Origin of the sequence: Glycomyces algeriensis, from assembly GCF_027622855.1 — a bacterium.
GTDB classification, from domain to species: domain Bacteria; phylum Actinomycetota; class Actinomycetes; order Mycobacteriales; family Micromonosporaceae; genus Glycomyces; species Glycomyces algeriensis.
On sequence record NZ_JAPZVR010000003.1, the window covers coordinates 489738 to 502578 of the forward strand.

At 68.9% G+C, this 12841-nt stretch carries 14 protein-coding genes; 4 read left to right on the top strand and 10 right to left on the bottom strand.

The genetic code is table 11. The annotated features are described in order from the left end of the window. Nucleotides 1–16: 16 nt before the first annotated feature. Genes O2L52_RS08485 through O2L52_RS08520 form a run of 8 tightly spaced genes read right to left on the bottom strand, consistent with a single transcriptional unit; the run spans nucleotide 17 to nucleotide 6659 of the window. Nucleotides 17–355 (bottom strand): metal-sulfur cluster assembly factor, encoded by a 339-nt coding sequence (locus O2L52_RS08485; RefSeq protein WP_270114935.1) that lies wholly within the window; start codon nucleotides 353–355, stop codon nucleotides 17–19. Further along, the gene (sufU, locus tag O2L52_RS08490) at nucleotides 352–810 is read right to left on the bottom strand and encodes a Fe-S cluster assembly sulfur transfer protein SufU (RefSeq protein WP_270114936.1); all 459 of its coding nucleotides are present in this window, start codon (nucleotides 808–810) and stop codon (nucleotides 352–354) included. The genes O2L52_RS08485 and sufU overlap by 4 nt, the downstream gene beginning before the upstream one ends. Continuing rightward, nucleotides 810–2078 carry a cysteine desulfurase gene (locus tag O2L52_RS08495; RefSeq protein ID WP_270114937.1) on the bottom strand — a complete coding sequence of 423 codons (1269 nt, stop codon included), beginning with the start codon at nucleotides 2076–2078 and terminating at the stop codon, nucleotides 810–812. The genes sufU and O2L52_RS08495 overlap by 1 nt, the downstream gene beginning before the upstream one ends. Before the next feature lie 19 nt (nucleotides 2079–2097). After that, entirely contained in the window at nucleotides 2098–2859 is a 762-nt protein-coding gene (gene sufC / locus O2L52_RS08500; protein WP_270114938.1) for a Fe-S cluster assembly ATPase SufC, read from the bottom strand. An 11-nt stretch (nucleotides 2860–2870) separates the two neighbouring features. Next, the gene (locus O2L52_RS08505) at nucleotides 2871–3209 is read right to left on the bottom strand and encodes a non-heme iron oxygenase ferredoxin subunit (protein WP_270114939.1); all 339 of its coding nucleotides are present in this window, start codon (nucleotides 3207–3209) and stop codon (nucleotides 2871–2873) included. After that, entirely contained in the window at nucleotides 3210–4433 is a 1224-nt protein-coding gene (gene sufD / locus O2L52_RS08510) for a Fe-S cluster assembly protein SufD (protein ID WP_270114940.1), read from the bottom strand. Nucleotides 4434–4466: 33 nt separating this feature from the next. Next, nucleotides 4467–5900, bottom strand: coding sequence for a Fe-S cluster assembly protein SufB (gene sufB / locus O2L52_RS08515; RefSeq protein WP_270114941.1), 1434 nt, complete (start codon nucleotides 5898–5900; stop codon nucleotides 4467–4469). A gap of 27 nt (nucleotides 5901–5927) precedes the next feature. Then, nucleotides 5928–6659: a helix-turn-helix transcriptional regulator gene (locus O2L52_RS08520; protein ID WP_270114961.1), complete on the bottom strand. Its 732-nt coding sequence runs from the start codon at nucleotides 6657–6659 to the stop codon at nucleotides 5928–5930. Between the two features lie 166 nt (nucleotides 6660–6825). On the opposite strand from O2L52_RS08520, the gene O2L52_RS08525 reads away from it, so the two are divergent. Then, the gene (locus O2L52_RS08525) at nucleotides 6826–7800 is read left to right on the top strand and encodes a COX15/CtaA family protein (protein ID WP_270114942.1); all 975 of its coding nucleotides are present in this window, start codon (nucleotides 6826–6828) and stop codon (nucleotides 7798–7800) included. A 53-nt stretch (nucleotides 7801–7853) separates the two neighbouring features. Here the strand turns inward: O2L52_RS08525 and O2L52_RS08530 are convergent, their stop codons facing one another. Then, entirely contained in the window at nucleotides 7854–8000 is a 147-nt protein-coding gene (locus O2L52_RS08530) for a FitA-like ribbon-helix-helix domain-containing protein (protein WP_270114943.1), read from the bottom strand. A 151-nt stretch (nucleotides 8001–8151) separates the two neighbouring features. On the opposite strand from O2L52_RS08530, the gene O2L52_RS08535 reads away from it, so the two are divergent. Beyond that, entirely contained in the window at nucleotides 8152–8694 is a 543-nt protein-coding gene (locus O2L52_RS08535; protein WP_270114945.1) for a hypothetical protein, read from the top strand. 48 nt (nucleotides 8695–8742) lie between these two features. On the opposite strand, the gene O2L52_RS08540 is transcribed toward O2L52_RS08535, so the two are convergent. Continuing rightward, the gene (locus tag O2L52_RS08540; protein ID WP_270114946.1) at nucleotides 8743–11214 is read right to left on the bottom strand and encodes an alpha-L-arabinofuranosidase C-terminal domain-containing protein; all 2472 of its coding nucleotides are present in this window, start codon (nucleotides 11212–11214) and stop codon (nucleotides 8743–8745) included. A gap of 135 nt (nucleotides 11215–11349) precedes the next feature. On the opposite strand from O2L52_RS08540, the gene O2L52_RS08545 reads away from it, so the two are divergent. Together O2L52_RS08545 and O2L52_RS08550 are read left to right on the top strand one after the other, a co-directional pair. Next, nucleotides 11350–12315, top strand: a complete 966-nt coding sequence (locus O2L52_RS08545) for an ADP-ribosylglycohydrolase family protein (RefSeq protein ID WP_270114947.1) — start codon at nucleotides 11350–11352, stop codon at nucleotides 12313–12315. 87 nt (nucleotides 12316–12402) lie between these two features. After that, a complete protein-coding gene (locus O2L52_RS08550; protein WP_270114948.1) occupies nucleotides 12403–12825 on the top strand; it encodes an ester cyclase in 423 nt (140 codons plus the stop codon). Nucleotides 12826–12841: the final 16 nt, after the last annotated feature.

Here is a 12841-nt window from a genome sequence, read left to right on the forward strand (position 1 = left end):
TTCAAGTCCGACTTCGTCAGACGTTGAACCCGAGCGCGCGAAGCTGGTCGCGGCCGTCGTCGGTGATCTTGTCCGGGCCCCACGGCGGGATCCACACCCAGTTGATCTTGAGGTCGGCGGCGAGGCCGCCCTCGGGGCCGCTGGTCAGGGCCGAGCGGGACTGGTCCTCGATGACGTCCGTCAGCGGGCAGGCCGCCGAGGTCAGGGTCATGTCGAGGGTGACCACGTTCGACTCGTCCACGTGGACGCCGTAGATCAGGCCCAGGTCGACGACGTTGATGCCCAACTCGGGGTCGACCACGTCTTTCATGGCTTCGAGGATGTCGTCCTCTTTGGCCTTCACGGTGTCGGTCATGCGTCGGTCCTTCCGGGGATCGAGGCTTCAGCTCTTACCAGGGCGTCCTTGAACGCCATCCAGCCCAGCAGCGCGCATTTGACGCGCATCGGGTATTTCGAGACGCCCGCGAACGCGACGGCGTCCTCGAGCGAGTCCTCGTCGCCTTCGCTCTGGCCCTTGGAGTTCATCAGCTCGGTGAACTCGGCCAGCTTCGCCAGCGCGTCGTTGACCGTGGTGCCGTTGATGAGCTCGTACATCACGGAGGCGGAGGCCTTCGAGATCGAGCAGCCGACGTTGTCGTAGGAGACGTCGGCGACCTTGCCGTCCTCCACGTGGACCCGGAGGGTGATCTCGTCGCCGCAGGTCGGGTTGACCTGGTGCGACTCGCCCTCGTAGGGTTCGCGAAGGCCGGCGCCGCGCGGGCGCTTGTAGTGGTCCAGGATGACTTCCTGGTAGAGCTCGTCGAGATTCATCAGCCGAACACCTTTCGCACCTGGCCCAACGCCTCCACGAGCCGGTCTATTTCCTCGTGGGTGTTGTAGACGTACCCGGAGGCGCGCGTGGTGGCGTTGACGCCGAAGCGCTCGCAGGTGGGTTTGGCGCAGTGGTGGCCGACCCTGACCGCGATGCCCTCGGCGTCGAGGATCTGCCCGACGTCGTGCGGGTGGATGTCCGCGAACGTGAACGAGACGGTGGCGCTGCGCCCGATCGGGACGCGCGGGCCGATGATCTCGAGGCCGTCGACGCTCTCCAGCTGCTCGAGCATGTAGGCGGCGAGGTCCTTCTCGTGGGCGCGGATGTTCTCCATGCCGAGCTTGTCGAGGTAGTCGATCGCGGCGGCGAGGCCCACGGCCTCGGCGATCGGCGGCGTGCCGGCCTCGAACTTGGCCGGGGCCTTGGCGAAGGTGGTGCGCTCCATGCTGACGGTCTCGATCATCGAGCCGCCGGTGAGGAACGGCGGCATCGCGTCGAGCAGGTCCGCCTTCGCCCACAGGACGCCGATGCCGGTCGGGCCGAGCATCTTGTGGCCGGTGAAGGCGATGAAGTCGACGCCGAGCTCGGTCACGTCCACGGGCATGTGCGGGACGGACTGGGAGGCGTCGAGGCCCACCAGGGCGCCGACCTCGCGGGCGCGGGCGGTGATCTGCGAGGTCGGGTTGACCGTGCCCAGCAGGTTCGCCACGTGCACGAACGAGATGACCTTCGTGCGCTCGGTGATGACCTCGTTGAGGTTCTCGAGCTCGAGGCGGCCGGCGTCGGTGATGCCGATCCACTTGAGCGTCGCGCCGGTCCGCAGGCAGAGCTGTTGCCAGGGGATGAGGTTGGCGTGGTGCTCCATCTCGGTCACCACGACCTCGTCGCCCGGGCCGAGCTTGAAGCGCGAGTCGGCGGACGGGTCGAAGACCGCGTTCTGGAACGCGTAGGCCATCAGGTTGATCGCCTCGGTGGAGTTCTTGGTGAACACCACCTCGCTGGGGTTCCCGGCCCCGATGAACTCGGCGACGCGGGCGCGGGCGCCCTCGTACGCCACGGTGGCCTCGGCGCCGAGCGTGTGGACCGAGCGCGAGATGTTCGCGTTCGAGTGTTCGGTGAAGCGGCGCATGGCCTCGACGACCTGCACGGGCTTCTGCGAGGTCGCGGCCGAGTCGAGGTAGGCCAGGGTCTTGTCCCCGATCCTGCGCTGCAGGATCGGGAAGTCGGCCCTGACGGCCTCGACGTCGAGCTTGCTGGCAGCCTCCACGGCTCCTTCTTCCTGTTGGCTAGGCGGCCTTCGCACCGACGTAGGACTCGTAGCCTTCGGCTTCGAGCTTGTCGGCGAGTTCGGGCCCGCCCTCTTCGGCGATCTTGCCGTCGACGAAGACGTGGACGAAGTCGGGCTTCACGTACCGCAGGATGCGCGTGTAGTGCGTGATGAGCAGGACGCCCGGGTTGCTCGTGGCCTTGGCGTGGTTGATGCCCTCGGAGACGATCCGGAGGGCGTCGACGTCGAGGCCGGAGTCGGTCTCGTCGAGGATCGCCATCTTGGGCTTGAGCAGCTCCATCTGCAGAATCTCATGCCGCTTCTTCTCGCCGCCGGAGAATCCCTCGTTGACGTTGCGGTTGATGAACGCCTCGTCCATCTTCAGCTCGGCCATGGCGCCTTTGAGGTCCTTCATCCAGGTGCGGATCTTGGGGGCCTCGCCGTCGACCGCGGTCTTGGCGGTGCGCAGGAAGTTGGAGACCGAGACGCCGGGGACCTCGACCGGGTACTGCATGGCGAGGAACAGGCCGGCGCGGGCGCGCTCGTCGACGCTCATCTCGAGCACGTCCTCGCCGTCGAGGAGGACCTCGCCGGAGGTGATCTCGTACTTCGGGTGGCCGGCCAGCGAGTAGGCGAGGGTCGACTTGCCGGAGCCGTTCGGGCCCATGATGGCGTGCGTCTCGCCGGAGCTGATGGTGAGGTCGACGCCGTGCAGGATCGGCTTGGCGCCCTCGTCGGTGTTGACCGAGACGTGCAGGTCGCGGATCTCGAGCTTGCTCATGACTTTTTCCTTCAGGCGTTTTCGGTGGTCTTGGGCTTCAGGCTGAGGTAGACGTCGCCGTCGCGGATCTCGATCGGGTAGGTCGGCACCGCGGTCGTGGCGGGCGGGCCGGACGGCTTGCCGGTGCGCAGGTCGAAGGTCGACCCGTGGAGCCAGCATTCGATCGAGCAGTCCTCGATGTCGCCCTCGGAGAGCGCCACGGCGGCGTGGGAGCACTCGTCGTAGAGGGCGAAGGCCTCGCCTCCTTTGCGCACGAGCACGATCGACGTGCCGTGGATGTCGGCCGCGACGGCCTCCCCCTCGGGCAGTTCGTCGAGCGCGCAGACGCGCAGGAAGTCGTTGTCGGTCATCTAGACACCGGCCTCGGCGTCGTCTGCGGCGATGTCGGCCGGGGCGAGGAATTCACCTGCATCGAGGCGCGCGACGACGAGCTCGGTGAGCTCTTCGCGCAGGCCCTCGTCGGGGATCTTCTGGACGATCTCGTTGAAGAAGCCCTTGACGACCAGGCGGCGGGCCTCGGCCTCGGGGATCCCGCGCGACTGGAGGTAGAACAGGTGCTCCTCGTCGAAGCGGCCGGTGGTCGAGGCGTGGCCGGCGCTGATGATCTCGCCGGTCTCGATCTCGAGGTTCGGCACCGAGTCGGCGCGGGCGCCGTCGGAGAGCACGAGGTTCCGGTTGATCTCGTAGGTGTCCGTGCCGGTGGCCGCGTCCTGGATGAGGACGTCGCCGATCCACACGGTGTGCGCGTCCTGGCCCTGGAGGGCGCCGCGGTAGTTCACGTTGGAGCGGCAGTCGGGGACCGAGTGGTCCACGAGCTGGCGCTGCTCCAAGTGCTGGCCGGCGTCGGCGAAGTAGAGGCCGAACGCGTCCACGGAGCCGCCCTGGGCGGCGAAGTCGACCGACAGGTACTGGCGGACCAGGTCGCCGCCGAGCGTGACGGCGATGTGGTCGAGCTTGGCGTCGCGGCCGAGGCGGGCCTTCTGGTGCTCGACGTGGGTGGACTCGCGGTCCCACTCGGCGACGACGACCAGGCGCAGGTGCGCGCCGTCGCCGACGGAGATCTCCACGTTGTCGCCCAGGCGGGCGAGGCCGGTGTGCCGCACGATCAGGGTGACGTCGGCGTGGTGGCCGACCTCGATGAACGTGTGGGCCCAGGTGGCGCCGTCGAGGCCGCCCCCGGTGACGTCGACCCAGACCGGCTCGGTGACCTGCGCTTCGGGCGCGACCGCGACGAGCAGGGCCTTCTCGCTCTTCGCCCACGCGACGGCGCTGGGCCGGTCGAAGGGCTTGAGGATGGAGCCCAGGCGCTCGTCGTCCTTGCCGACGGCTTCGGCGGTGACCCCTGCGGGCAGGCTGCGGATCGCGTACTCGGCGGCCTTGACCGCCAGGGCGGTCTCGGGGCTGTCGAGGCCGGCGAGGCGCTTGACGGGCGTGAAGCGCCAGTCCTCCTCCCGGCCGGTGAGGGCCGGGAAGTCCGCGGGCTCGTACGAGCGCAGCAGCTGCGACTTGGTCTTCGGCGGCGCCTCGGACGGGCCGTGGGTGTGCGGCTTGGCGACTGCCAATTCGATGCTCATGAAATCTCTGGTTCCTAGTCCTAGCCCGGTCGCTTAACCGACCGCGCCTTCCATTTGCAGCTCGATCAGGCGGTTGAGTTCGAGGGCGTACTCCATCGGGAGCTCCTTGGCGATGGGCTCGATGAAGCCGCGCACGATCATGGCGGCGGCCTCGTCCTCGGTGAGGCCGCGGCTCATGAGGTAGAACATCTGGTCCTCGCCGATCTTGGAGACCGTCGCCTCGTGGCCCATGTCGACGTCGTCCTCGCGGATGTCGACGTACGGGTACGTGTCGGAGCGCGAGATCGTGTCGACCAGCAGCGCGTCGCACTTCACGGTGGACTTCGAGTGGTGCGAGCCCTCGTCAACCTTGACCAGGCCGCGGTACGAGGTGCGGCCGCCGCCCCGCGAGATCGACTTGGAGACGATCGTCGAGGAGGTGTGCGGCGCGGCGTGCGTCATCTTCGCGCCGGTGTCCTGGTGCTGGCCGGCGCCGGCCATCGCGACCGAGAGGACCTCGCCCTTGGCGTGCTCGCCGACCATGACCACGGCCGGGTACTTCATGGTGACCTTGGAGCCGAGGTTGCCGTCGACCCATTCCATGGTCGCGCCCTGCTCGGCGATCGCGCGCTTGGTGACCAGGTTGTAGACGTTCGACGACCAGTTCTGGATGGTCGTGTAGCGGACGCGGGCGTCCTTCTTGACGATGATCTCCACGACCGCGGAGTGCAGCGAGTCCGAGGAGTACACCGGGGCGGTGCAGCCCTCGATGTAGTGCACGAACGAGCCCTCGTCGGCGATGATGAGCGTGCGCTCGAACTGGCCCATGTTCTCGGTGTTGATCCGGAAGTAGGCCTGGAGCGGGATGTCGACGTGGACGCCCTTGGGCACGTAGATGAACGAGCCGCCCGACCAGGTCGCGGTGTTGAGCGCGGCGAACTTGTTGTCGCCCACCGGGATCACGGAGCCGAAGTACTCCTTGAAGATCTCCGGGTGCTCGCGCAGGCCCGTGTCGGTGTCCATGAAGATGACGCCCTGCTGCTCCAGGTCCTCGCGGATGGAGTGGTAGAGCACCGTCGACTCGTACTGGGCGGCGACGCCGGAGACGAGCTGCTGGCGCTCGGCCTCGGGGATGCCCAGCTTGTCGTAGGTCTTCTTGATGTCCTCGGGCAGGTCCTCCCAGGACTCGGCCTGCCGCTCGGACGCCTCGACGTAGTACTTGATGTTGTCGAAGTCGATGCCGGACAGGTCGGCGCCCCAGTTGGGCATCGGCTTGCGGCCGAAGAGCTTGAGGCCCTTCATGCGCAGCTCGAGCATCCACTCGGGTTCGTCCTTGCGCGCGGAGATGTCGCGGACGACCTCTTCGGTCAGACCGCGGCGCGCGTTCGCGCCGGCGGCGTCGGAGTCGGCCCAGCCGTACTCGTAACGCTCCAGGGAGGCAAGGGCCTCTTCCTGGCTGAGCGGCTCGGGCTTCTGCGTGTCGGTCATCTCAAGTCTCACCTTTGACCTGTCGGGTTATCGGTCTGCGCGTTCGGGGTCGGGCAGCGGCACCGGGCCGCTTCCACCGCTCGCACCCGCGGCCCGCTGGCCGCGGTTCGTGCCGGGCACGTGGGTGGTGCACACCCCGTCCCCGTTGGCGATCGTCGCCAGGCGCTGGACGTGAACGCCCAGCAGGCGGCTGATCACCCGCGTCTCCGCCTCGCACAGCTGCGGGAACTCCGCGGCCACGCCCGCCACCGGGCAGTGGTGCTGGCAGATCTGACCGCCCGAGGCGATGACCGACGCCGTGGCGGCGTAGCCCTCACCGGACATGGCGGTCGCCAGCGCCTGCGCGCGGGCCATCGAGTCGTCCGAGTCGACCGCGTCCATGGCGGCCCGGCAGCGGGCCTCCAGGCGTGCGACCTGCTCGGCGGCGAAGCCGCCGACGGCGTCCTCGCCCTCGAAGCGGCGGATCCAGCGCAGGGCCTCCATCGCGAGGTCGTCGTAGGTGTGGCCGAAGTTGGTGCGGGCGGCGGTCGTGAGCTGGTAGCTCTTGGCCGGCCTTCCGCGTCCGGAGGTCTTGACCACGCGGGTCTCGACCTGGCCTTCGGCCTCCATCGCGTCCAGATGGCGGCGGGTGGCGGTGGCGGTGATGCCGAGGTCGTGCGCGAGGTCGGCGGCCGTGGCTTGGCCGCGTTCGAGCAGCAGCCGGGTCACTCGGCGGCGGGTGTCCCCGTCCGTCGAGTGGCTGGTCGCCCTCGTCACCATTTCCACAACACAAAGCTTACTTAATTCGGCGCGGCGCGTCGAGACGGCCATCGGTGAGACGGGGCACGCAGGTTTGCCTAACCTCACACTTCCCACGGGTCGTGCCAGCCCACATTCCGGTACCCGGCCGGGGGCCGGGGCGCGGCCCGGGGGCAAAATCCTCGCTGTGAACCTGTTGCATCGGTGGTTTGGCAGCCCGGGCGCGGTGCGCCGGTGGGCGCTCGCGAGCGTCATCGCGAACGTCGGCATCATCGTGACCGGCGGGGCGGTGCGGCTGACCGAGTCGGGCCTGGGCTGCCCCGAGTGGCCCAAGTGCACCGTCGACTCGCTGGTGGCGACCCCTGAGATGGGGATCTACGGGGCGATCGAATTCGGGAACCGGGTGCTGACCTGGGTGCTCGTGGCGATCGCGATCGGCGCGCTCGCGGCGGCGTGGCGGCGGGTCCCGCGGCGGTCGTCGCTGGTGAAGCTGGCGTTCGGCGCGTGCCTGTACGTCCCGGTCCAGGCGGTCCTGGGCGGCATCACCGTGTGGACGGGTCTGAACCCGTGGGTCGTGGGCCTGCACTTCCTGGCCTCGATCCCGCTGGTGGCCCTCTCGGTGGCGCTGTACGTGCGCTCGGGCGAGCCGGACGGCGAAGTGGTGCCGCTGGTCCCCCGCGCGGTGCGGCTCCTCGCACGCGGCCTCGTGGGGGTGGCGTTCGCGGTGATCGTGCTCGGCGTGGTCGTCACCGGCTCCGGCCCGCACGCGGGCGATGCGGAGACGCCCCGGAACGGCCTCGACCCGGCCTTGATGTCCCAGCTCCACGCGGACCTGGTGTGGCTCCTGCTCGGCATGACCGTCGCGCTCATCGCCGCGCTGCACGCGGTGAAGGCCCCCGACGCGGCGAAGCGCACGGCGTACACGCTGCTCGCGGTCGAGCTCCTGCAGGGGGTCATCGGCTACACGCAGTACTACCTGGACCTGCCGGTGGTCCTGGTCGGCCTCCACATGCTCGGCGCCGGCGTCCTCTGGGTCGCGGCGGTCCTGGTCCCCTTCAGCCTCCGCAAGCGCGAACCGAGCGAAGTGGCCGTCCCGCTGCACTACGAGATCCACGGCGACCGCGAAGGCGACCGCATCATCGAACCCGAGCCCGTCGCCTAGCCACGATCGGGTGCCTTGCGCTCGGACGGGTCCGCCCGGCGGCCTCATGCCGTTCACTGTGCGTTCGGGGGTTTCGCGGCCGCTTCGACGACCATGCGGCGCAAGTACTCCTCGAGGCTCATACGCTCCGCCGCGGCACGCCAGCGCAGCACCTGCAATACCGCCTCGGGAACATCGGTGAGTTCGACATCGCCGTTCACACGCCGATCCTAGGCGCAGCGCGCGGCGAGGCGTTCACCTGAAACGGCGTGGCGGTTCGGGTTCGGGAAGTTACCGGGCTGCGGGAGCAACCGGATCGGGGCGAATGGGCGTCTTCGGGGCACACCGAACCGAGGAAAGGTCGAGACTCCTATGGCAGCAATCGAATTCGAGGCCGCGGGCGGCCGGGAAGCGAGCGCGGCGCGTTGGCTGCGCGGGCTCATGGCCCTGGGGGCGGTCACCATCGTGCTCGCCTCCGTCCGCTACGCGATCGCGATGGCCTACGACATGGACGACCCCAACGAGGGGAACCCGTGGGACCTGGAAGCGTGGGAGTGGGCGCTCCTCGCGGCGCCGCTGCTGCTGCCGCTGGTCGTGGCGGTCCTGCTGATCGCCGCGGGCGCGAAGCGGCTCGAAGGGCTGCGCACGGGTGAGGACCGCGCGCGGCGGGCGGTGAACTCACTGGCTTATGCGAGCGCGGCCGGGACGGGCCTGTTCGCGGCTTACGTGTTCTGGTCCTTCGGCTTCGGCGAATCGGGGTTCGGTCCGCGCACCTCCGCACCGGGGGTGTTCTTCGGCAGTCTCGGCGACATGAACCCGGTGGGCTGGATCGGCCTGGTCGGGTTCGTCGGCCTCGTGGCGCTGTTCGCCGGATCGGTCGTCCTCGCGGTGCTCACGCAGCGCTCACGGGACTGAGACCGCATCGGCGCGGCCCCGGGCTTTCGCCCGGGGCCGCGTTCGTGCTTAATGGCGCCCTTGTGGTCTCAGGGTGATGAAGGTGACGGAGTAGGGCGCGAACTCGTAGGTGAACTCGTTGCCAAGGCCCTTCACCGTCTCGGTCTCGGGGTAGACCACCTGATCCTGGCCGAGCATGTTGTCGCAGCCGGGCTCGCAGGCGATGGTGGTGACCTCGCCCTTGGACTTGAGGCGCTGGCCTTCGAGGGCGACGCCGGTGGTGACCGCCTCGCTCTGGGCGTTGACGACCTTGAGGGTGACCTCGCCGGTGTCCTCATTGCGGGTGACGACCTGGTAGAGCGGTTCGATCGCCTCCCTGTCCTCGACGGTGAAGGCCTGCTCGCCGTCCACGTAGCCGGTGATGGTGCGGCCCTCGACCTCGATCTTGAGGTCGTAGGTGCGGCCGGTCTCGATCACCGTGTCGTGGTTGAGGAGCGTGGACTTGGCACCGTTGCTGGACTTCTCGACGGCGCTGGTGGTGTTGTTCCAGCCGCCGAGGTTCCACCAGTAGTAGTCGTCGGAGCCCTCGACGCCGAACATGACGAGGAAGCCCTCGCTGCCGGCGGTCTTGGTGGCCTTGACCTCGTAGGTGTAGTTCGACCAGTCCGCTGAGCCCGCAGTGGTGCGGGCGTCCTCGACGAGCGCGGTCTGGCTGTAGGCGCCGTCGGCGGCGGACCAGGCCCCGGCGGTGTTGCCGCCGACGGTCCAGCCGTCGGCGCCCGTCGCGAAGTCGTCGGCGAAGAGCTCGGTGCCGTCGGCTCCGGTCACCCGCACGTCGTCGTAGGTGGCGGCGGTGTTCCAGGTGGCGAGGCCGATGCCGCCCGCAATGTCGGGCTGCGCGATCGGGGAGGCGTCCAGGGTGGAGGCGAGCACCTCGTCGCCGGCGTTGGTGGCGAAGAGCTTCTGCACCTCGTAGCTGGCGGACTTGACCGTCTGGTGGTTGTCGTACCAGATCATGTCCGGCGCCCAGTCGACGTAGTCGATGTTGGACAGCAGCGGGGCGTAGGAGGCCATGTCGACCACGTCGCCGTTGCGTTCGATGCCCGTCAGGTAGGAGGCCTCGGAGAGGGCGCTCCACCAGGTGTTCGAGCGGGAGGCGTACTCGCCGACGAAGACGTGGGGACCCGTCCGGTCGTAGGTGTCGTACCGCGCGTTGTTGGCGAAGAACCACTCCGGGGAGTTGTAGTAGTGCTCGTCGACGAGGTCGACCTGCTGTTCGCGCATGAACTCCCAGCTGCGGTCGAAGACCGCGCCGGCGTCGTCCACACCGGAGTTGCCGACGATCTCGATGTCCGGGTAGGCCGCGCGGACGGCGTCCTTGAACGCGGGGAAGTTCGCGTAGAACTGGTCCTTGTACTCCTCGTTGCCCAGGCCGATCTTGGTGAGGCCGAAGGGCTCCGGGTGGCCCATCTCGGCGCGGAGCGAGCCCCACTCGGAGTCGGCCGGGCCGTTGGCGAACTCGATCAGGTCGAGCGTGTCCTGGACCCAGGTCTGGAGCTCGGCGGGGTCGGTGATCTCGGCGGAGTCGCCGCAGCCGGTCACGCCGACCGGGACGACCGGCAGCGGCTGCGCGCCGATGTCCTCGGCGAACTGGAAGTACTCGTAATAGCCGAGGCCGTAGGTCTGGTTGTAGCCCCAGAAGTTCTGGTTGGTCAGGCGCTCCTCGACTGGACCGACGGTGTCCTTCCAGTTGTAGGCGCGCTCGCGGCCCTCGCGGTCGAAGTTCCCGGTGTTGACGATGCAGCCGCCGGGGAAGCGCAGGAAGCTCGGGTCGAGGTCCGCGATGAGCTCGGCGAGGTCCGCACGCAGGCCGTTGTCGCGGCCTTTGAAGGTGTCGCGGGGGAAGAGGGAGACCATGTCGAGGTCGACCGCGGCGTCGGTGGTGACCGCGAGCCGGCCGTTGACGGTGGAGGCGCCGGCGTTGAGCACGGTCGAGAGCTCGGTCCAGGTCCCGGCGCCGGTGTTGACGGTGGCCGTGCCGCTGACCGGGGTGCCGTCGGCGTCCACGAGCTGCACGGTGATGTTGGCGTTGTGCTCGGCGCGCGCCCAGACGCTGAAGTCGTAGGGCTCGCCGGCCTCGATCGCCATGCCGGAGTTGTAGCCGGCGTTGCGGATCGTGGCGCCCGCTTCGGCGGCGAGGTAGTGGACGTTGTTCTCGTGCAGGCCGCCGGAGTCGGCCACGGCCGCCTCGCCTTCCAGGGTCCACGAGGTCAGGGGGTGGTAGGAGCCCTCGTCGGCGGGGCTGAACTCGAAGGAGCGGTTCTGGACGAGCTCGGCGTAGAGGCCGCCGTCGGCGGCGTGGTTGATGTCCTCGTAAAAGAGGCCGTAGAGCTCGTCGGAGATCGCGGTGGCATCGTCGAGGTCGACGCGGATGCTCGCGTCGGCCTCCTGCGCCGACGCGTTCGAGGCGGTGAGGGTGGCGAGCACGACGGCCGTCGCTGCGACGGCGGTCGTCGTTCTCGTTCTGGTCGGAGGCTTCATCGTCTTCCGTCCTGATGTGAGGGAGGGTCGAAACATTTCGATGTATTGTGAATGTTAACGGTCACTCGTGTCAAGGACTTCGCGTCGCCGCGGGCGTCGCATCCCGGAGCGGCTTGGACGCCATAGAATCCCGGCGTGACTCAAGCGCTCACGCGGCACGACCGCGTCCTCGGATGCCTCATCGGCGGGGCGGTCGGCGACGCCCTCGGCTACCAGGTCGAGTTCGACCACTGGGACACCATCAGGGAGGACTTCGGGCCCGGAGGGGTCACGGAACTCCGCAGCAACCACATCTCCGACGACACCCAGATGACCCTGTTCACCGTGGAAGGGCTCCTGGAGGCCGCGCCCGGGGAGGCGTTCGCGTCGGTCCGCAGCGCCTACATGCGCTGGTACGCCACGCAGCAGGAGTACCTGCCGCCGGGCGGCTCGCGGGGGCTGGCCGCCGAGCCGTGGCTGTACGAGCGCCGCGCCCCCGGCAACGCCTGCCTCTCCGGCCTGCGGGCCGGCGGCGGCCCCGGCGTGAACATGGACTCGAAGGGCTGCGGCACCGTCATGCGCTCGGCCCCGTTCGGCCTCCGCTTCGACCCCGACGAGGCCTACGCGGTCGCCGAGCAGTGCTCGGCCCTCACCCACGGCCACCCGACCGCCGGGGCCTCCGCGGGCGCGTTCGCGATGATCGTGGCGCACTTGATGAACGGCGAGACGCCGCAGCGCGCGGTCTCCGCGGCGATGCTGCACCTGCGGCACGGCCTCCACCGCTCCGAGACCGCCGATGCGCTCCAGCACGCCTACCGGCTGGCCGGAAGCGTCCCGCCGGGCCCCAACACCTGCGCGTCCCTGGGCGAGGGGTGGGTCGCCGAAGAGGCGCTCGCGATCGCCGTCTACTGCTTCCTCGGGACCGACGACGTGCGCAAGGGCCTCACCGCCTCGGTGAGCCACAGCGGCGACTCCGACTCGACCGGCGCGATCCTCGGCAACCTCTACGGCGCCGCGTACGGCCATGCCGCGCTGCCGGGAGAATGGTCCTCCCAAGTGGAGGGACGGGTGGTGATGACGACGCTGGCGGAGCGGCTCGCCGCCGATCCGCAACCGGCGTAGGCGGGCGCTCTGGACCCGATCGAATTGCGGGAACGGGACCGGCCGACTCGAATGCGAACAATAATCGTAATTGAGGAGGTGATGACCATGGGCCAGGCAAGAGAGGTCCTGGACAAGCTCACCGATACCGCGGTAGACCGGCACGATGTCGACGCGGCGGCCGCGCTCTACACCGACGACGCCGTCTTGATGACGCCCGATGCGGGGACGGTGCGAGGTCGCGACAAGATCGCCGAGTACTGGCACCAGTTCATCGACGCGTTCCCGGACGGCCACTACGAGACGGTCGCGAAGCTCGAATCGGACGGCAGAGCCGTCGACGAGGGCTACTTCATCGGCACGAACACCGAGGCGATGACGACGCCGTCGGGCGAGCGGATCGAGGCGACCGGCAAGCAGGTCAAGCTCCGCAGCTGCGACATCGCGGCCGTCGAGGACGGCAGGATCACCGAGCACCACGTCTACTTCGACGAATCGGATTTCATGCGGCAGATGGGCCTGAGCGGCTGATCGCCGGCTAGAGCAC